The organism is Sinorhizobium fredii USDA 205, from assembly GCF_001461695.1.
In the GTDB taxonomy this organism is placed as follows: Bacteria; Pseudomonadota; Alphaproteobacteria; order Rhizobiales; family Rhizobiaceae; genus Sinorhizobium; species Sinorhizobium fredii.
On record NZ_AUTC01000157.1, the window covers coordinates 41,984 to 60,823 of the forward strand.

At 63.8% G+C, this 18,840-nt stretch carries 19 protein-coding genes; 12 read left to right on the forward strand and 7 right to left on the reverse strand.

Going from position 1 to position 18,840, the window contains the following annotated elements; all coding sequences use genetic code 11:
- Positions 1 to 69 precede the first annotated feature (69 nt).
- Entirely contained in the window at positions 70 to 1,299 is a 1,230-nt protein-coding gene (locus N181_RS22205; RefSeq protein WP_037431959.1) for an ROK family transcriptional regulator, read from the reverse strand.
- A 207-nt stretch (positions 1,300 to 1,506) separates the two neighbouring features.
- Between N181_RS22205 and N181_RS22210 the strand changes: the two genes are divergently transcribed.
- The 6 genes from N181_RS22210 to N181_RS22235 all read left to right on the forward strand — a co-directional run bounded on the left by N181_RS22210 (position 1,507) and on the right by N181_RS22235 (position 7,613).
- Positions 1,507 to 2,745, forward strand: a complete 1,239-nt coding sequence (locus N181_RS22210) for an extracellular solute-binding protein (protein ID WP_037435525.1) — start codon at positions 1,507 to 1,509, stop codon at positions 2,743 to 2,745.
- Positions 2,746 to 2,842: 97 nt separating this feature from the next.
- A complete protein-coding gene (locus N181_RS22215) occupies positions 2,843 to 3,724 on the forward strand; it encodes a carbohydrate ABC transporter permease (protein ID WP_037431964.1) in 882 nt (293 codons plus the stop codon).
- A complete protein-coding gene (locus tag N181_RS22220) occupies positions 3,724 to 4,569 on the forward strand; it encodes a carbohydrate ABC transporter permease (RefSeq protein WP_037431965.1) in 846 nt (281 codons plus the stop codon). Before N181_RS22215 ends, N181_RS22220 begins: the two co-directional genes overlap by 1 nt.
- Positions 4,566 to 5,591 (forward strand): SIS domain-containing protein, encoded by a 1,026-nt coding sequence (locus N181_RS22225; RefSeq protein WP_172901069.1) that lies wholly within the window; start codon positions 4,566 to 4,568, stop codon positions 5,589 to 5,591. Before N181_RS22220 ends, N181_RS22225 begins: the two co-directional genes overlap by 4 nt.
- A 4-nt stretch (positions 5,592 to 5,595) precedes the next feature.
- Positions 5,596 to 6,531 carry a PfkB family carbohydrate kinase gene (locus N181_RS22230; protein ID WP_037431967.1) on the forward strand — a complete coding sequence of 312 codons (936 nt, stop codon included), beginning with the start codon at positions 5,596 to 5,598 and terminating at the stop codon, positions 6,529 to 6,531.
- Positions 6,528 to 7,613, forward strand: coding sequence for an ABC transporter ATP-binding protein (locus tag N181_RS22235; protein ID WP_060563893.1), 1,086 nt, complete (start codon positions 6,528 to 6,530; stop codon positions 7,611 to 7,613). Before N181_RS22230 ends, N181_RS22235 begins: the two co-directional genes overlap by 4 nt.
- Before the next feature lie 15 nt (positions 7,614 to 7,628).
- On the opposite strand, the gene N181_RS22240 is transcribed toward N181_RS22235, so the two are convergent.
- The 6 genes from N181_RS22240 to N181_RS22265 form a co-directional block, all read right to left on the reverse strand.
- Entirely contained in the window at positions 7,629 to 8,441 is an 813-nt protein-coding gene (locus N181_RS22240) for an IclR family transcriptional regulator (protein ID WP_037431973.1), read from the reverse strand.
- A gap of 51 nt (positions 8,442 to 8,492) precedes the next feature.
- Positions 8,493 to 8,876: a RidA family protein gene (locus tag N181_RS22245; protein WP_037396206.1), complete on the reverse strand. Its 384-nt coding sequence runs from the start codon at positions 8,874 to 8,876 to the stop codon at positions 8,493 to 8,495.
- A gap of 34 nt (positions 8,877 to 8,910) precedes the next feature.
- Positions 8,911 to 9,678, reverse strand: a complete 768-nt coding sequence (locus tag N181_RS22250) for an amino acid ABC transporter ATP-binding protein (RefSeq protein ID WP_037431974.1) — start codon at positions 9,676 to 9,678, stop codon at positions 8,911 to 8,913.
- Between the two features lie 8 nt (positions 9,679 to 9,686).
- Complete coding sequence (locus N181_RS22255; protein ID WP_037396212.1) at positions 9,687 to 10,346, reverse strand: amino acid ABC transporter permease; 660 nt, start codon at positions 10,344 to 10,346, stop codon at positions 9,687 to 9,689.
- Positions 10,347 to 10,351: 5 nt separating this feature from the next.
- A complete protein-coding gene (locus N181_RS22260) occupies positions 10,352 to 11,014 on the reverse strand; it encodes an amino acid ABC transporter permease (protein WP_037396216.1) in 663 nt (220 codons plus the stop codon).
- Between the two features lie 66 nt (positions 11,015 to 11,080).
- Positions 11,081 to 11,923 (reverse strand): transporter substrate-binding protein, encoded by an 843-nt coding sequence (locus N181_RS22265; protein ID WP_037396219.1) that lies wholly within the window; start codon positions 11,921 to 11,923, stop codon positions 11,081 to 11,083.
- A gap of 163 nt (positions 11,924 to 12,086) precedes the next feature.
- On the opposite strand from N181_RS22265, the gene N181_RS22270 reads away from it, so the two are divergent.
- The 6 genes from N181_RS22270 to N181_RS22295 all read left to right on the forward strand — a co-directional run bounded on the left by N181_RS22270 (position 12,087) and on the right by N181_RS22295 (position 18,831).
- A complete protein-coding gene (locus tag N181_RS22270; protein ID WP_037431976.1) occupies positions 12,087 to 13,145 on the forward strand; it encodes a D-TA family PLP-dependent enzyme in 1,059 nt (352 codons plus the stop codon).
- A 299-nt stretch (positions 13,146 to 13,444) separates the two neighbouring features.
- The gene (locus N181_RS22275) at positions 13,445 to 14,470 is read left to right on the forward strand and encodes a sulfate ABC transporter substrate-binding protein (protein WP_037431982.1); all 1,026 of its coding nucleotides are present in this window, start codon (positions 13,445 to 13,447) and stop codon (positions 14,468 to 14,470) included.
- Between the two features lie 6 nt (positions 14,471 to 14,476).
- Positions 14,477 to 15,334: a sulfate ABC transporter permease subunit CysT gene (gene cysT, locus N181_RS22280; RefSeq protein ID WP_037431978.1), complete on the forward strand. Its 858-nt coding sequence runs from the start codon at positions 14,477 to 14,479 to the stop codon at positions 15,332 to 15,334.
- Entirely contained in the window at positions 15,324 to 16,211 is an 888-nt protein-coding gene (cysW, locus tag N181_RS22285; RefSeq protein ID WP_037431979.1) for a sulfate ABC transporter permease subunit CysW, read from the forward strand. Before cysT ends, cysW begins: the two co-directional genes overlap by 11 nt.
- Positions 16,212 to 16,226: 15 nt before the next feature.
- A complete protein-coding gene (locus tag N181_RS22290) occupies positions 16,227 to 17,333 on the forward strand; it encodes a sulfate/molybdate ABC transporter ATP-binding protein (protein WP_037435550.1) in 1,107 nt (368 codons plus the stop codon).
- A gap of 133 nt (positions 17,334 to 17,466) precedes the next feature.
- Positions 17,467 to 18,831, forward strand: coding sequence for an FAD-binding oxidoreductase (locus N181_RS22295; RefSeq protein ID WP_037431984.1), 1,365 nt, complete (start codon positions 17,467 to 17,469; stop codon positions 18,829 to 18,831).
- The last annotated feature ends 9 nt before the right edge of the window (positions 18,832 to 18,840 follow it).

Consider the following 18,840-nt stretch of genomic DNA (forward strand, 5'->3'; position numbering starts at 1 on the left):
CCGAAAGGCGACATTTAAGCCCCATATCACTAATATTTCAAGTAACAACCCGATCGCGGCATCCCCCGGTCAGCCGGAACCGACCGATCTCGTCTTCAGAATGGCGGAGAAACTGGGGTCGAAGGTCCGGCTGATCGGCTCTGCGGCCGCGCCGATCGCGACCGCCCAGGGGTCGGTGAAGCCGAGTTGCAGACGCGGCGCGCTTCGCGTCCGCCGTTCGGCGATCGACGGCAGCAAGGGATGGATGGCGTCGATGAGCAGGCGGGCGAGCCCGGGCGGCATGCCGCCGCACAGCACGATCGTCTGCGGATCGAAGATCGTCTCGAGGATCTGGACGGCGCGCCGCAGTTCATAGGCGGCCTCGGTGATCCAGGCGGCAATTCTGGCGTCCGATGCGGCGGCGAAATCGTCCAGGTGGCGATAAAGCTCGGGATCGGCCGGGTCGCGATCCAGGATCTTGCACAGCGAGGCGATCGACGCCCGGTGCTCAAGCGGCGCCCGCTGATCTTCGGTTCCGTTTTCCGGCCGGCTGAGGATCATACCGATCTCGCCGGCATTGCCGTTGGCGCCGCGATAAAGCTCGCCGTCGAGGATCAGCCCGGCGCCTATGCCGTAGCCGACATAGATGCATATCGCCTGGTCCAGCCCATGGGCGGCGCCGACCAGCTTTTCCGCCGTCGCCGCGGCGGCCGAGTCATTCTGCAGGCGGACATCGAGTCCCGTTCCGATCGCCAAGGTCTCCGACAGCGGGAAGCGCTGCCAGAGGGCCATCATCCAGGGGTCGGCCGGATCGGTATCGATGCCGAAGGGGCCGGGCATGGCGACACCGAGCCCGACGAGGCGGTCTTTCGACTGCGGCGCCACTTCGGCCAGCTCCCGTCGCGTCTTGTCGATCAGCCAGAGGATGGTCTCGGTCCCCCTTTCCGGCCCTCCGGCGGGCAGGTTTGCCTCTCCCCGGGCAAGCACCGCACCGACGAGATCGACCGCAATCGTGCGCGTCATATGCCGGTCGATCTGCAGGCCGATGGCAAAGGCACCTTCCGGCACCAGCCGATAGGGGGTGGAAGGCTGCCCCCGCCCCTTGCGCACGGCGGCGAGCGAGGCGACCAGCCCGTCGCGCTCGAGGTCCTCGATGATGTTGGAAACGGCCTGCTTGGTGAGCGCCGTCGCACGCGCAAGGTCGGCGCGCGACAATTGCCCGTTCACCCGCAGCGCGTCGATCATGACGCGCCGATTATGGGCACTCGCGCCCTCCTGATTGGTGCCGCTCTTGGCCCGGATCGGGCGCATCTCGTTCATCCCACAAATCTCGCTTGACACATCTAGAATATTGAACAAGAAATAAGTCAAGACAATTGACTTAATAAGAGGTCGGAAGAACCTCTGGGAACTGACGGCAGCGGCGAGACAGGGCCGCAAACGCTTCGATCGATTTGTCGACGACCGTCGCGACGAGCGACGGATTTCTCGCATGCAGACTGGAACGATCAGCTATTGGAGGCAGCAATGTTGAAATCCACTCGCAATGCCTTACTGGGGGCGACACTTCTCGGCCTCACCTTCGCGGGCCAGGCCTACGCGGAAACGACCCTCAACGCCTTGTTCATGGCGCAGGCCGCCTATAGCGAGGCCGATGTGCGTGCCATGACGGAGGCCTTCACGAAGGCCAACCCGGACGTGAAGGTCAACCTGGAATTCGTCCCCTACGAGGGTCTGCACGACAAGACGGTCCTGGCGCAGGGTTCCGGCGGCGGCTATGACGTCGTCCTGTTCGACGTGATCTGGCCGGCGGAATATGCCAGCAACAAGGTCCTCGTCGATGTCACGGACCGCGTCACGGACGAGATGAACAAGGGCATCCTGCCGGGCGCCTGGACGACGGTCGAATACGACGGCAAGCGCTACGGCATGCCGTGGATCCTCGACACCAAATACCTGTTCTACAACAAGGAAATCCTCGAAAAGGCAGGCATCAAGGCGCCGCCGAAGACCTGGGACGAGCTTGCCGAGCAGGCAAAGGCGATCAAGGACAAGGGGCTGCTCCAGACGCCGATCGCCTGGAGCTGGTCGCAGGCCGAGGCGGCGATCTGCGACTACACGACGCTGGTCAGCGCCTATGGCGGCAAGTTCCTCGACGGCGGCAAGCCCGCCTTCATGACGGGCGGCGGTCTCGACGCGCTGAACTACATGGTCACTAGCTACACCTCTGGACTGACGAATCCGAACTCGAAGGAATTCCTCGAGGAGGATGTGCGCAAGGTCTTCCAGAACGGCGAGGCCGCTTTCGCCCTCAACTGGACCTACATGTACAACCTCGCCAATGATCCAAAGGAGAGCAAGGTGGCCGGCAAGGTCGGCGTCGTGCCGGCTCCGGGCGTCACCGGCAAGAGCGAGGTTTCTGCCGTCAACGGCTCGATGGGGCTCGGCATCACCGCAACCAGCAAGCATCCCGAAGAGGCGTGGAAATATATCGTCCACATGACCTCGCAGGAGACGCAGAACGCCTATGCCAAGCTCAGCCTGCCGATCTGGGCTTCGTCCTATGAAGACGCGAGCGTCACCAAGGGTCAGGAAGAGCTGATCGCTGCGGCGAAGCTTGGCCTTGCCGCCATGTATCCGCGGCCGACCACGCCGAAATATCAGGAGCTTTCGACCGCCTTGCAGCAGGCGATCCAGGAAGCCCTTCTCGGCCAGGCTTCGCCGGAGGACGCGCTGAAGACCGCCGCCGAAAACAGCGGCCTCTAACCGCAGAAGCGTACCGGGTCCCGCACGCACCTCGTGCGGGACCTTTCCTTGTGCGATCTCGTCGCGATCTCGATCACAGCCAAGCGAAGGTTCACCGATGTCGGCCAACTGGATTTCAACACGCGCCTGGCTGCTGATGCTGCCGCTGCTCGTGGTGATGGTTTCGGTGATCGGCTGGCCGCTCGTCGACACGGTGCGGCTTTCCTTTACCGATGCGAAGCTAGTCGGCACGGCGGGAAGCTTCGTCGGCATCGACAATTATGCCAAGATGCTGACCGGTTCGAACTTCCAGCGGGCGCTCGTTACGACGACCTGGTTCGCCGTTGTCTCGGTCACTGCCGAGATGGTACTCGGCGTGTTTGCCGCCCTTCTCCTCAATCAGCAGTTCCGCGGCCGAGCGGCGCTCAGAGCCTTGATGATCCTGCCCTGGGCCTTGCCGACGGTGGTGAACGCGACGCTCTGGCGGCTGATCTACAATCCGGAGTATGGCGCGCTCAACGCGGCGCTTACCCAGCTCGGCCTGATCGACAGCTATCGCTCCTGGCTCGGCGAACCGGGCTCGGCACTTACCGCCCTCATCATCGCGGATTGCTGGAAGAATTTTCCGCTCGTGGCGCTGATTGCGCTGGCCGCGTTGCAGGCCGTTCCGCGGGACATTACGGCCGCTGCACTCGTCGACGGCGCCGGTCCGTTCAATCGGTTCCGCTTCGTCGTCATGCCCTATCTCGCCGGCCCTCTGCTTGTCGCGCTGGTGCTGCGCACCATCGAGGCGTTCAAGGTGTTCGACATCATCTGGGTGATGACGCGCGGCGGACCGGCAAACAGCACGCGCACGCTGTCGATCCTCGTCTATCAGGAAGCCTTCTCGTTCCAGAGGGCCGGTTCCGGGGCGTCGCTGGCGCTGATCGTTACCCTGCTCGTCACCGTTCTCGCCGTTGCCTATGCCGCGCTGCTTCGCAGGGCCGCAGGAGCTTCGTGATGGAACGCCAGAACCCGCTCTTCACTGCCTTCGTCTATGCGAGCGCCCTGCTTCTCACGGCTGTGATCCTGGCGCCGATCGTCTGGCTGTTCATCATGAGCATTTCGCCGGCCGCCGATCTGAGCGCCAAGCCGCTCAACTGGTGGCCGAGCGAGATCGACCTCTCCCGTTATCGCACGCTGCTTTCAGCCGTCGAAAACAGCGCCGGCGCCGCCTTCATCGCCTCGCTCGTCAACAGCCTTCAGGTCGCCGGCATGGCAACGCTCGCTGCAATCGCGGTCGCCGTCCCGGCCGCCTGGGCGGTGTCGCGCACGCCCGCCGTCTCCTGGTCGCTCTATGCGGTGATCGCCACCTACATGCTGCCGCCGGTGGCACTCGCCGTGCCGCTCTATATGGGCCTCGCCTATTTCGGCCTGCTCAACTCGGTGTTCGGGCTGGCGCTCGTCTACCTGACCATTCTCGCACCCTTCACCACCTGGCTCCTCAAATCCGGCTTCGATGCCATCCCGAGGGAGATCGAGAGCGCCGCAATGATCGACGGCGCGCGGCTCGATCAGATCCTCAGGCTGCTGACGCTGCCGCTCGCCGCCCCCGTCATGGCGACCTCGGCGCTCTTCGCCTTCCTGCTTGCCTGGGATGAGTTCTTCTACGCGCTGCTCTTCACCTCCGACCTGCGCGCCAAAACCTTGACCGTCGCCATTGCCGATCTGGCCGGCGGCCGTGTTTCCGACTACGGGCTGATCGCAACCGCCGGGGTGCTCGCCGCCCTGCCCCCGGTGCTGATCGGCCTCGTCATGCAACGCGCCCTGATTTCCGGGCTCACCAGCGGCGGTGTAAAGGGATGATCATGCGTAGCTCGAAGCAACGTCCAGACGGGCTCGTCGCAATCGATCGCGAGATGGCCCGCCAGCACGCCGATGCCCTTGCTTCCTATGAGGGAGCGTCGGCGCTTGCGCCACGGATCGCCGCGTCGCTGCAGTCCACCGGCCGGCTTCTGCTCTTGGGCATGGGCGGCTCGCATGCGGTCGGCCGTGCCGTCGAGCCGCTCTATCGCGCCCCTGGCATCGACGCCGTCGCCCTGCCGCTTTCCGAACAGCTCGGCCAGCCCTTGGCCATTGATGGCAGGACCATTCTGATCACCTCGCAATCCGGCGAAAGCGCCGAGGTGCGGCGCTGGTTCGAGGAAACGAATGGCGGCACGGCGGAAACATTCGGCCTGACGCTCGAGGCGAACTCCTTTCTTGCGAAAGCGGTGCCTTCGCTTGTCGGCGCGGGCGGCAGCGAACAGGCTTTCGCGGCCACCCGAAGCCTGACAATCAGCTTTGCATTGCATTTCGCAATCCTTTCCGCCCTTGGTGACGACCCGGCGGAATCACTAGCTGCCATCAAGGCACCCGAAGCGCCCGATATCGAAGCCGCGCTGGAAAGGCTCGCCGACGTTCGCGCCGTCGTTACCTCCGGCCGCCGGCTGCAGGGCCTCGCCGAGGCCATCGCACTCGGCCTCGCCGAACTGTCGCGCCTGCCCTGCTTCTCGCTTGAAGGCGGGCAGCTGCGGCACGGGCCGATGGAGATGCTGGGGCCCTCGGTCGGCGTCATCCTCTTCCGCGCCGCCGACCCGACCGCCGGGCTCGTTGCCGCAATGGCTGTTTCCGCGGCCCAAGCCGGTTCGCCGGTCGTCGTCTTCGATGCATCGGGCGAACCGCCGATCGCAGGCGTGACGACAATTCCATTCAAGCCGTCGGCTGGCATGGCGGCGATCTTCGCCATGCTGCCGGTGGCGCAAGCCCTCATGATCGCCTTTGCCGACGCCCGCGTCGAAAATGCGGGCACGCCGCTGCGATCCACCAAAGTCACTCGAAGCGAGTAAAGAAATGCGTCCGCTGGCAGTCATCGGCAACGTCAATATTGATCTCATCCTCGGCCCGGCCGAACCCTGGCCGAAGGCGGGCACGGAAATCATCGTCGATCATGACGAGCTGAGGGTCGGCGGCTGCGCCGGCAACAGCGCGCTTGCCTGGGAGTCGCTTGGCGTCGGCTACGAGATCGCTGCCAATGTCGGCAACGACCAGTTCGGCACCTGGCTGAAGGAGGCGTTCGGCGCGCGGTCGCGCCACTGGCCGGTCGAAGCCGTCGGCTCGACGCTCTCCGTCGGCATCACCCATCCGGATGGCGAGCGCACCTTCTTCACCACGCGCGGTCACCTGCCGCTCTTCAGCTTCGAAGAGGTACGCGCGATGCTCGACGGAAGCCGCCTTCGCGGCGGGCTCGCCCTGCTTTCCGGAGCGTTCCTGACCGATGCGCTGACCCTTGCCTATGACCAGCTCTTCGATTGGGCGGACGTGCACGATATCGCCGTTGCACTCGATACCGGCTGGCCACTCGAAGGCTGGACGGAGGCCAACAAGCAAAAGACCATCCGCTGGCTGAAGCGCTGCCATTGTGCGCTCTTCAATGAAGTGGAAACCACCACTCTGACCAGCCAATTCGACCCGCTCTTAGCGGCGCGGAGCCTCAAGGCCGAGATGCCCGCCGACGCGATCATGGTCGTCAAGCGCGGTCCCGACGGGGCGCTCGCTATCGGCGGCGACGGTCGGGAATACTCTGTCGCCGCGCCGCGCGTCGCGGTCGTCGATACGATCGGCGCCGGCGACGTCTTCAATGCCGGCTTCCTGGCGGCGCTCGCCGCCGAGATGCCGCTGGAGGCCTGCCTTCGAACCGGCGTGACTGTCGCCTCCGAAGCGATCTCCACCCTGCCGCGCAGCTACGGCGAGCCACTTTCCGCCCTTGTTCAAGAGACCCGTCAATGAGCGCAGTCGAAATCCGCAACATCCAGAAGCGCTACGGAGATGTGGAAACGCTGAAGGGCATCGACATCGTGCTCGAAAGCGGCGAGTTCCTGGTGCTCCTCGGGTCGTCCGGCTGTGGCAAGTCCACGCTTCTGAATATCATTGCCGGACTCGCCGAGCCGAGCGGCGGCGACATCCTGATCGGAGAGCATTCAGTCCTCGGCGCCCATCCCAAGGACCGCGACATTGCCATGGTGTTCCAGTCCTACGCGCTCTATCCGAACATGAGCGTCGCCCGCAACATCGGCTTCGGCCTCGAGATGCGCAAGGTACCGGCGGCCGAGCGGGAGAAGGCGGTGCGCGACACCGCAAAGCTGCTGCAGATCGAGAACCTGCTCGACCGCAAGCCGAGCCAGCTTTCCGGCGGCCAGCGCCAGCGGGTCGCCATCGGCCGGGCGCTGGTGCGCAATCCGCAGGTCTTCCTCTTCGACGAGCCGCTGTCGAACCTCGACGCCAAGCTCCGCATGGAGATGCGGACGGAACTGAAGCGCCTGCACCAGATGCTGAAGACGACTGTCGTCTATGTGACGCATGACCAGATCGAAGCGATGACGCTCGCCACCCGCATCGCCGTCATGCGCGACGGTCGCATCGAGCAACTCGGCACCCCGGAGGAGATCTACGACCGGCCGGCGACACTTTACGTCGCCGGCTTCGTCGGCTCGCCGCCGATGAACATCCTCGATGCCGAATTGACCGGACGCGGCTTAAGGATTGCCGGCACCGAAGAGGTGTTCCCTCTGCCCGAATCTTTAATCAGCGCCGGGGCTGCAGGGCGCCGCGTAAAAGTCGGTGTCCGGCCCGAGGCACTTCGGCTGGCCACTCCCGATGCAACGGGCATTCGCCTGACGGCCCTCGTCGAAGTCATGGAATTGACCGGCCCGGAACTGGTGACGACCGCCAGGATCGGCGAGCAGCGCATCACCGCTTGCCTGCCGCCGCGGACGTCGCTCGCGCCCGGATCGACACAGGTCTTCTCTTTCGACGAAGCCGCGCTGCACCTCTTCGATCCCGACGACGGCCGCTCGCTTCTGGCGAAATGATCGCCCAGGCGTCCCTCAGCGGGCCGTGGCGGCCCGCACCGATGGCGTCCGATCGTGGCGATAACCAAGCTTCTCCGACAATTCGCCCGCCGCATCGACCAACACCCGAAGATAGGCATCGCGGTTGCGCAGACCGTCCTCCTTCGGCGCGACCAAGCAGAGGGTGGCAATGCAGATTTCTTCCGCGTCGTAGACCGGCACGGCGAAGCAGTGGGTAAAGCTGTCGACAATGCTGTTGAAGGTGAAAAAGCCGTCCTTCTTGGCCTCGCGCACCTGAGAGATGAACTCGGCCGGATCGAGGCGCTTGCCGCTCGGCAGCACGAAATCCTCTTCCGGGATGAAGGCCAGGATCTCCGCGTCGCTCATGTGGTCAACGAGAAGGCGGCCGGAGGCGGTCCACGGAATGGCGACCGGATCACCGATATTGGTGGAAATGCGGAACGGGCGGTTGCCCTCGTTCATCAGGACGACGGCGTATTTGTTGCCCTCGAGCTGGCACATCTGCGCCGTTTCGCGCGTCTCCTCGGCGACCCTTGCGAGCAGATGCTCGCTCTCGCGCATCAGGTCGAACTGCTCCGCATAGGCCGCGCCGAGGAAATAGAGCTTGCGGCCGAGGAAGACGCGACCGTCGTCGCCCCGATATTCGATGACGCCCTGGCGGAGAAGCAGGTTGACGAGTTCATAGACCGACGAGCGCGGTGCGCCGATCCCCTGCGCGATTTCGTTCGGACGCAGGGGCTGACGCTGCAGGCGCAGAAAATCGAGGATCTCGAACGCCCGGTCGAGACCTCGTGCCCTGCGATTGATCGTGTCTTCCGCCTCCGCCATCGCGCCCTCGATTGTGTTGGTCGGGCGCGCTCGAGGCGCACCCGGTTCACCTCATTTAGCCTTGTAGGCGACGCAGTCAACTTCCACCTTGCAGTCGACCATCATGCGCGATTGCACGCAGGCGCGCGCCGGCGGGTTCTTGCCGAAATATTCCGCATAGACGCCGTTGAACGTCCAGAAGTCGCGCGGATCGTCGAGCCAGACGCCGACCCTGACAATGTCTTCGACGCCGTAGCCGGCCTCATCCAGGATGGCGATCATGTTCTCGATCGCCTTGCGGCTCTCGACGACGATGCCGCCGCCGACGATCTCGCCCTTCTCCATGGCGACCTGTCCGGAGACATAGAGCCAGCCATTCGCCTCGACGGCGCGCGCAAAGGGCAAGGGCTGCTTGCCTGCACCGGTTTCGCCCGTTCCATAACGCTTGATCGTCACACGTCACTCCACTTCTTTCTTGCACACTTGTTGATCAGTTGAACGCCGAGGTTTTCAGAAATTCGGCCAGCCGTTCGGTCTTCGGCTTCAGGAACATCTCGCGCGGATTGCCCTCCTCGCCGATCCGCCCCTGGTTCATGAAGATCACCCGCGACGAGACCTCGTAGGCAAAGCGCATCTCGTGGGTGACGATGAGCATGCTCATGCCGTCCTCGGCGAGCGCCTTGATCACCTGTAGGACCTCGTTGACGAGTTCCGGGTCGAGCGCCGAGGTTACCTCGTCGAAGAGCATCAGCTTCGGGTTCATGGCGATGGCGCGGGCGATCGCGACGCGCTGCTGCTGGCCGCCGGAAAGCTGCCCGGGATAATGGTCTTTGCGGGAAAGCAGACCGACGCGGTCGAGCCATTTCTCCGCCAGCGCCCTTGCCTCGTCGCGGCTCATCTTCTTCACCTTGACGAGGCCCAGCATGACGTTGGCGGCAGCGGTCATGTGCGGGAAGAGGTTGAACTGCTGGAAGGCCATGCCGGTCAGCGCCCGCTGGCGGGCGATCTCCCGCTCCGGCTTGCGGCGGCGCACCCCGTCGGCCGTCTCGTAGCCGATCTCCTGCCCGTCGATCGCGATGGTGCCGCCCTGGAACTCCTCCAGCATGTTGATGCAGCGAAGCATCGTCGTTTTGCCGGAGCCGCTGGAGCCGATGATGCTGATCACCTCGCCTTGGCGCATCGAGCAGTCGACGCCCTTCAGCACCTCGACCGTGCCGTAGCGCTTGTGGAGATCGCGGATTTCAAGAAGACTGGTCATCGGATTCCTCACGACGGGACGGCGGTCTTGCGCTCGACGTAGCGGCCGAAGCGCTCGATGCCGTAATTAATGACGAAATAGAGGAAGCCCGCGAAGAAATAGAATTCGAGGCTCATGAAGGTGCGGGAGATCACCTCCTGCGTCCGCAGGAGCAGTTCGCCGACGCCGATGATCGACAGCAGCGTCGATGCCTTGACCATCTCCGCCGCCGTATTGACCCAGGCCGGCAGCGCCTGGCGCAGCGCCTGCGGCCCCAGCACATAGGCGAAGGTTTGCGGGAAGGTGAGCCCGATCGCCTTCGCCGCCTCGGTCTGGCCCTTGGGGATCGACTGCAGCGCACCGCGCACCAGTTCGCCGACATGCGAGCTGCAGAAGACGGCGAGCGCCAGCACGCCGGCCTGGAACGGCCCGAGATCGATGCCTACGGTGCTGAGCACATAGTAGCTCGCGAGAACCAGGACGAGCACCGGCGTGCCGCGAATGAAATCCGTATAGCCGCGCACCAGCCACTTTACCGGTCTGTAGCCGTAGGTGAGCGCCAAGCCTACGAAAACGCCCAGAACCGTGCCGACAACGATCGAGAGGAGCGAGATGGAGACCGACACGCCGAGCCCCTTGAGGAGCGGGACGCGGGCGACCCAGAGCTGATCGATGAAGCCGAAATCCATGGCGATCACCTCGGAACGGCGAGCCGCCGCTCGACGGCGCGCATCAGCGCAGCCAGCAGCGAACAGGTTGCTACGTAGAGGCAGCTCGCGACGATCCAGGTCTCGATGACACGGAAGGTCTCGACATTGATCTTGCGCGCCTCGAAAGTCAGCTCCGGCACGGCGATCGCGGCGGCAAGCGAGGTGTCCTTGAACAGCGAGATCATCGTGCTGCCCAGCGACGGCAGGACGTTGCGCAGCATCAGCGGGATGATGATCGAGGTGCGGATCTGCATCTCGGTAAGTCCGATCGCCAGCCCCGCCTCCCGCTGGCCCGGCGGCACGGCGATCAGGCCGCCGCGGAACACTTCGGCCAGATAGGCGCCGGAATAGATCGCCAGCGTCAGCACGAAGCTCTCGATCTTCCCGAGCCGGACGCCGAGCTCGGGAAGGGCGAAATAGCTAAAGAGGACAAGCACGAGGATCGGCGTGTTGCGGATGATCGTCACGTAGAGACCGGCCGGTTTTCGCAGCAGGACGCTCTTGGAAACGAGGCCGAAGGCGGTGATCAGTCCGATGACGCAACCGGCGAGGATCGCCACGACCGCGAGACCAAGGCTGAGCGCCAGCCCCTGGAGAAGCAAGTCGAACGAGCGCCAGACAGCCGCGAAGTTCAATGAATAGGTCATGGGCGAAGCCATTCCAAGCTATGCGATCGGCAGCCCCGCCTAGGCGGAGCCGCCGATGACAAAGGCTCACTTGTACTCGACCGGGAAACCGATCTGCGGCGGGGCCAGGTCCTTGCCGAACCAGGTCTTGAACGACTTGGCGTAGAAGTCGAACTCGACCCCGGTCATGGCTTCGTGCAGTGCCGTGTTGACGAAGTTCAGCCAGTCCTGATCGCCGCGCTTGACGCCGCAGGCATAGGTCTGCGGATGCCAGCCGTAGCCGGCATCCTTGTAGCGGCCCGGGTTCTGGATCATGTACCAGGCGAGCGACGACTGGTCGGTCGCTGCCGCATCGGCGCGGCCGGATTCGAGCGCCTGGTAGATGAGGTCGACGGATTCATACTGGTCGACTGTCGCTTCCGGCAGGGCCGCGTGGACCATGTCCTCCGCATAGACGTTCTGCAGCACCGATATGGTCACCGACGAGCCGGCGGCCTTCAGCGCGGCGTAGTCGGCATATTTTCCGTCGGCCTTCATCATCAGCCCGACACCTTCGCGATAATAAGGAATGGTGAAGGCGATCTGCTGGGCGCGTTCGCCGCTGACGGTCATGAACTGGCAGGTGATGTCGACCTTGTCGGTGGTGATGTTCGGAATACGCGCGTCCGACGACTGGTTGACATATTCGATCTTGTCCGGGTCGCCGAACAGCGCCTTGGCAATGATCCGACCCATGTCGACGTCGAAGCCCTGCAGCTTGTCCTCGGCGCTCTTGAAGTGCCACGGCGCATTGGTGCTGCCGGTGCCGAGGATGAGGCGGCCGCGCGCCAGAACCTCATCGAGTTTACTGGAAGGCTGCTGCGCATGCGCCGGCAGGGCGGCGAGCGCCGCGACTGCGAGGCTCGCAGCGATGGCGATTGTCTTGATCATCGGAGATCTCCCCATTTTCGTTCCCGGTGAATTGTTGTGTCCGTTATATTGGACATGCGTCCTCAATACCGGATTGACCTATCAAATGCCTCGGGGCATAACTTGTCAAGCGGCATCGGCGAGATTCGCCATCCGTGACTTCGCGTGGGAGGAACCAAGCCCGATGACCTTGCCGATCGAAACGCCCGCCGTGCTCGTCGATCTCGACATTGCCCGCCGCAACGTCCAGGCATTCCAGGCCTATGCCGATCGGCACGGCATCCGCGTGCGTCCGCACATCAAGACGCACAAGCTGCCGCAGATGGCAGAATTGCAGCTCGAGGCAGGAGCCATCGGCATAACCTGCCAGAAGGTTTCCGAAGCGGAGGCGATGGTTAATGGCAGCGCGCGGATCAAGGACGTGCTGATCACCTACAACATCCTCGGAGAAGCAAAGCTCGCGCGCCTGGCCAGGCTGAACGCGCGGGTGAGCTTGAGTGTCGTGGCGGACAACGCGACCGTGACCGACGGAATGTCGGACTATTTCGCCGGCGCGCCGAAGCCGCTCACCGTGTTCGTCGAATGCAATACGGGCGCCGATCGCTGCGGGGTCGCAACCCCAGAAGAGGCGGCCGCCCTTGCGCGACGCATTGCCGGGGCACCCGGCCTGCGGTTTGGCGGGCTGATGACCTATCCGCCGGTCGGCGGCGCGGCGCGGGTGCAGTCCTTCATGAGCGAGGCAAGGCGGCTGATCAAGGCGGTTGGGTTGCAGGTCCCGATCATCACATCCGGCGGCACGCCGAGCATGATGGAGGCGGCCGAGGCGCCGGTTGCAACGGAATATCGGCCGGGCACCTATATCTACAACGATCGTTCCCTCGTCGCCCGCGGCGTCGCGACTTGGGACGACTGCGCGCTCACCGTGCTTGCGACGGTCGTCTCCGTCCCGGCGCCGAACCGGGCTATCATCGATGCCGGCAGCAAGGTATTGACCTCCGATCTCCTCGGCTTGTCGGGCTATGGCCACGTGCTCGGCCGCGACGACATCCGCATCGACCAGCTTTCGGAAGAACATGGCCGCCTGGTTTCCGACGGGCCTATCGGCCTCAACGTCGGCGAACAGCTTCGCGTCGTTCCGAACCACGCCTGCGTGGTGACCAACATGGTCGACGCCGTCCATATCATCGAAGGGGGCGACCCGAAGGCTCAGTGGACCGTCGTTGCGCGCGGCCGCGTCCTTTAACCAGTCCAAATCTCCCGAGGCTCGAGGCGCGCGTGACGTCGCCAGGGCGACGATCGGCGAGCACTCTCGTTCCACCTCAAGCGCAAGATGCCGAAAATACGGTTATATTAGCGCAGCCCTAAGAATGAGATTCTCCTGCCGTCTCGATTGGAGGCTTGAGTCCGGCAGCGGGCACGGAATTTCGGGAAATGCTTGAACAAGGATACGACATTTCCCGAATCCGGTCGCTGGCGTCATATGTTTGCGTTGAGATAGTCGATTAAATTGATAGTTTTATCTGGCAAAGGATGGAGGTCGACATGAGTTCGAAGAAACTTGCCGGAATGGTGAAACTAGCATTTTTGGTCGGAAGCCTGCAGCTGGGCTCGATCGGCCTTGCTGCCGCAGATACCACACTTCTGAACGTGTCCTATGATCCGACACGGGAACTCTACAAGGACTTCAATGCTGCCTTTGCGGAAAAATGGAAGGCTGACACGGGTGAAACCGTCACCATCCAGACGTCGCATGGTGGCTCGGGCAAGCAGGCCCGCTCGGTGATCGACGGGCTCGAAGCCGATGTCGTGACGCTGGCGCTGGAAGCCGATATCGATGCCATCGCAAAGGCGACCAGCAAAATCCCGGCCGACTGGAAAACCCGCCTGGACAACAACAGCGCCCCCTACACCTCGACGATCGTCTTTCTAGTCCGCAAGGGAAACCCGAAGGGTATCAAGGACTGGGGTGATCTGACCAAGGAAGGCATCCAGGTCATCACCCCGAACCCGAAGACCTCGGGCGGTGCCCGCTGGAACTTCCTCGCCGCCTGGGCTTGGGCACGTGCTGCCAACGGCGGTGACGATGCCAAGGCGCAGGAATATGTGACGCAGCTCTTCAAGCACGTTCCGGTCCTCGATACCGGGGCGCGCGGCGCAACCACCACCTTCGTTCAGCGTGGCCTCGGCGACGTGCTGCTCGCCTGGGAGAACGAAGCCTATCTTTCTCTCGAGGAACTCGGCCCCGACAATTTCGAGATCGTCACGCCTTCGATTTCGATCAAGGCCGAGCCGCCGGTGGCGCTTGTCGACGGCAATGTCGATGCCAAGGGCACCCGCAAGGTGGCCGAAGCCTATCTCGCCTATCTCTACAGCGATGCCGGCCAGAAGCTCGTCGCCAAGCACTACTACCGGCCGTTCAAGCCGGAGCTTGCCGACCCGAAGGACACGGCCCGCTTCGCCGATCTCAAACTGGTCACTATTGACGAATTCGGCGGTTGGAAGGAAGCTCAGCCGAAGTTCTTCGCCGATGGTGGGCTTTTCGACCAAATCTACAAGCCGGGACAATAATATCGTATGGCCTTTCGCAGCAGCACGCGATGGCGGTTTCGGCAGCCGAGTGTCATTCCGGGTTTCGGATTGGCGCTCGGCGTCACACTGACATGGCTTACCCTCATCGTTCTCATTCCTCTCTCCGGCCTGATCTGGCGCTCGAGCGGCCTCGGCTGGTCCAGTTTCATGGCATTGGTTCTTGACGAGCGCACCGTCAATGCATTGACGATCAGCTTCGGCACCGCCTTCATCGCCGCTGTCGTCAACCTGTTCTTTGGCGTCATCCTCGCCTGGGTGCTGGTGCGTTATCGCTTCCCGGGAAAGCGGGTGATCGACGCCATGGTCGATCTGCCCTTCGCCTTGCCGACGGCGGTCGCCGGCATCGCCTTGACGGCGCTCTACGCGCCGAATGGCTGGATAGGGTCGTTCCTCGAACCGCTCGGCATCAAGATCGCCTTCACGCCGGCCGGCATCGTCGTGGCGCTCGTCTTCGTCGGCCTGCCCTTCGTCGTGCGCACGGTTCAGCCCGTCATGGAGGAAATCGACAAGGAGGTCGAAGAGGCGGCCGCGACGCTCGGGGCCAACCGCTACCAGACGATCAGCCGGGTCCTGCTGCCGGGTCTGCTTCCGGCCGGCCTGACCGGCTTTGCGCTTGCCTTTGCCCGCGGCGTCGGCGAATACGGGTCGGTGATCTTCATCGCCGGTAATCTACCTTATGTCTCGGAGATCGCACCGCTGCTGATCATCATCCGTCTGGAGGAGTTCAATTATCCCGCTGCGACCGCAATCGCCACGGTGATGCTGTTCCTCTCCTTCATCATGCTGCTCGTCATCAACTCGATCCAGGCCTGGAGCAGACGGAGATACAGCAATGGCGCTTGACACCAGCACGGCGCCATCGGCGGCGCCATCCAAACTCGTGAAAGCGGCGACCTCGGAAACGCGATTTGCGCGTCGAACGCTGATTATAGTCGCGCTCGGTTTCGTTGCCCTTTTCCTCGTCCTGCCGCTCGCGACCGTCTTCATCGAAGCGTTTCGCAAGGGACCGGCCGAATTCGCGACGGCGCTTCGCGATCCCGAGACCTTTTCGGCCATCCGCCTGACGCTCATCGTCGCCGCGATCTCCGTCCCGCTGAACCTGGTTTTCGGAGTGGCGGCCGCCTGGGCCATCGCCAAGTTCGAGTTCAAGGGCAAAGCGTTCCTGACGACGCTGATAGACCTGCCCTTCTCCGTGTCGCCGGTGATCTCCGGTCTCGTCTTCGTCCTGCTCTTCGGCGGTCACAGTGCCCTCGGTCCCTTCCTGCAGAAGCACGGCATTCAGATTCTCTTCGCCGTGCCGGGCCTGGTGCTCGCCACCGTCTTCGTGACCTTTCCCTTCGTCGCCCGCGAACTCATCCCGCTGATGCAGGAGCAGGGTACGAGCGACGAGGAGGCGGCGCTGTCGCTCGGGGCGACCGGCTGGCAGACCTTCTGGCATGTGACGCTGCCGAACATCAAATGGGGCCTGCTCTACGGCGTGCTGCTCTGCAACGCCCGGGCGATGGGCGAGTTCGGTGCCGTGTCCGTGGTTTCCGGGCACATTCGCGGCCAAACGAACACGATGCCCTTGCAGGTCGAAATCCTTTATAATGAGTACAATTTCGTCGCCGCATTCGCGGTGGCGGCAGTCCTTGCGCTTCTGGCGCTGGTGACGCTCGTCCTGAAGACGGCGCTTGAACTTCGTTACAGCGACGAGATCGCTGCCAGCCGTAGGCATTGAAAGGTCCATACATCCATGGAAGTCCGCGTCCAGAACATACGCAAGGAATTCGGCCGCTTCCCGGCGCTCGACGACGTCTCGCTCGACATCCGGTCCGGCGAGCTGATCGCGCTGCTCGGCCCCTCCGGCTCGGGCAAGACGACACTGCTGCGGCTGATCGCCGGGCTCGAGAGCCCGACCGACGGTACGATCTTCTTCGGCGCCGATGACGCCTCGAAGAAGAGCGTGCAGCAGCGAAACATCGGCTTCGTCTTCCAGCACTATGCACTATTCCGGCACATGACCGTGCTCGACAACGTTTCCTTCGGGCTGAAGGTCAGGCCATCCAGCCGGCGGCCGCCCGCCGCCGAGATCCGCCGTCGGGCCACGGACCTGCTCGAACTGGTGCAGCTTTCCGGCCTCGAAAAGCGATACCCGGCCCAGCTTTCCGGCGGCCAGCGTCAGCGCGTGGCGCTCGCCCGCGCCATGGCCGTGGAGCCGAACGTGCTGCTGCTCGACGAGCCCTTCGGCGCGCTCGACGCGCAGGTGCGCAAGGAACTGCGCAAATGGCTGAGGGAAATCCACGACCGCACCGGTCACACAACGGTGTTCGTCACCCACGACCAGGAGGAGGCCCTTGAGCTCGCCGATCGAGTCGTGGTGATGAGCAAGGGTGCAATCGAGCAGGTCGGCACGCCCGACGACATCTACGACCACCCGGTCTCGCCCTTCGTGTATGGCTTCATCGGCCAGTCGAATTGCATCAACGTCACGCTTTCAAGCGGCGAAATCTGGTTTGAGGACCGGCCGATCGGCCTGCGCGCCGCCAACGAGCCGGACGGGGCGGCCACCCTCTATTTCCGCCCGCACGACATCGAGCTCATAGACGGTTGCGGCGGCTGTCTCGCTGGCCTCGTGACGGCGAGCCGGCGGGTCGCGGGCACCCGTCACCTCGAGATCGATCTCGGCAGGGCCCATCCGCCGGTCGAGATCGAGCTGCCGCCGGAGCGCGCCTCGTCGACCGACCACACCCGCGTCGCATTCCGCCCGACCAAATGGAAGCTTTTCCGCAAGGAAGGCGACATTGCAGCCGCGCAACCCGTGGAAGAGCCAGCCAGCCAGCTGGCGCGCACCGGCACCTGACCAGCGTCGCCTGCGTGCCGCGTTACGACGCGGCACGCGCTGGTGCCGGCGTGCAGTCTGTTCTATCAAAGCGAGAGCCCTGGCCGGGATCGAAAGCCGATGCCGTTCTCCCCCTTGCGCCTGGAGCCGCCGCATGACCGTCATCGAAGAGCTTGTCCGAATCCTCGGCGACGTGGTGCTGACCGGGGACCGCATCAGCGAACGCTATCGTAGCGATGCGAGTCTCGCCGGCCGCAGCCTACCGAAAGCCGTCGTTCGCCCGGCAAGCGTCGCCGAAGTCGCAACCGCCCTGAAAATCTGCAACGAGCACCGCCAGAGCGTGGTGCCGCAGGGCGGCATGACCGGTCTTGCCGGCGGCGCCAATCCTGAAGCCGACGACATCGTCATCTCCCTGGAGCGGATGACCGGGATCGAGGAAATCGACAGCGCCGCCGCGACGATGACGGTGCTTGCCGGAACGCCGCTAGAAGTGGCGCAGCGCGCCGCCGAAGAGGCCGGTTTCCTGCTGCCGATCGACCTCGGCGCGCGCGGCTCATGCCAGATCGGCGGCAATCTCGCCACCAATGCCGGCGGCATCCGGGTCATCCGCCACGGCGTGACGCGAGACAACGTGCTGGGCCTCGAAGCCGTGCTTGCCGATGGAACCGTACTCTCCTCGCTGAACAAGATGGTGAAGAACAACACCGGCTACGACCTGCGGCAATTCTTCATCGGATCGGAGGGCACGCTCGGCATCATCACCCGCGCCGTGCTGCGGCTCCGTCCGCTGTCGGCGGGCCGTCTGACCGCCCTTTGCGCCCTCGAAAGCTATGCCGGTGTCACTGCCGTACTCAAGCGGGCGCAGCAACAGTTCCCGGGCCTGTCGGCCTTCGAGGCGATGTGGCAAAGCTATTTCGGTTTCAATTGCGCCGAGGAAGGTCTGCGGTTTTTCGAAGCGCCGCCCGCCTTCGCCGTCATCATCGAACAGGATACGCGTGGCCGCGATGACGAGCGCGAGGGCTTTGAAGCCTCCCTCGGCCAGATGCTGGAAGAAGGATTGATTGCGGATGCGTTGATCGCGCAGTCGGAAAAGGAGGCCCAGACGTTTTGGCGGGTCCGCGAAGGCCGCGGGCTCGACCGGCTGCCCTCTCTCGTCAACCTCGACGTCAGCCTGCCGATCGGCGCGATTGGCGGTTTCGCGCAGGAGTGCGACGCCGCCCTCCGCGCGGCCTTTCCCTCGGCCCATGTCTCCTTCTTCGGCCATGTCGCCGATAGCAACCTGCACATCGCTTTCTCGGCGCCGGGCGCGAATGAGCAGACGCTGCATGAGGTCGACCGGATCGTCTACGCCCTGGTCGACCGCTATCGCGGCTCGATTTCCGCAGAACACGGCATCGGCACCTTGAAACGCGACTTTCTCGACCGCTCCCGCAGCCCGGCGGAGATCGAGGTCATGCGGCGCATCAAGGCGGCGCTCGATCCGAACGGTATTCTCAACCCCGGCAAAGTTCTTGGCTGACGATGCCTC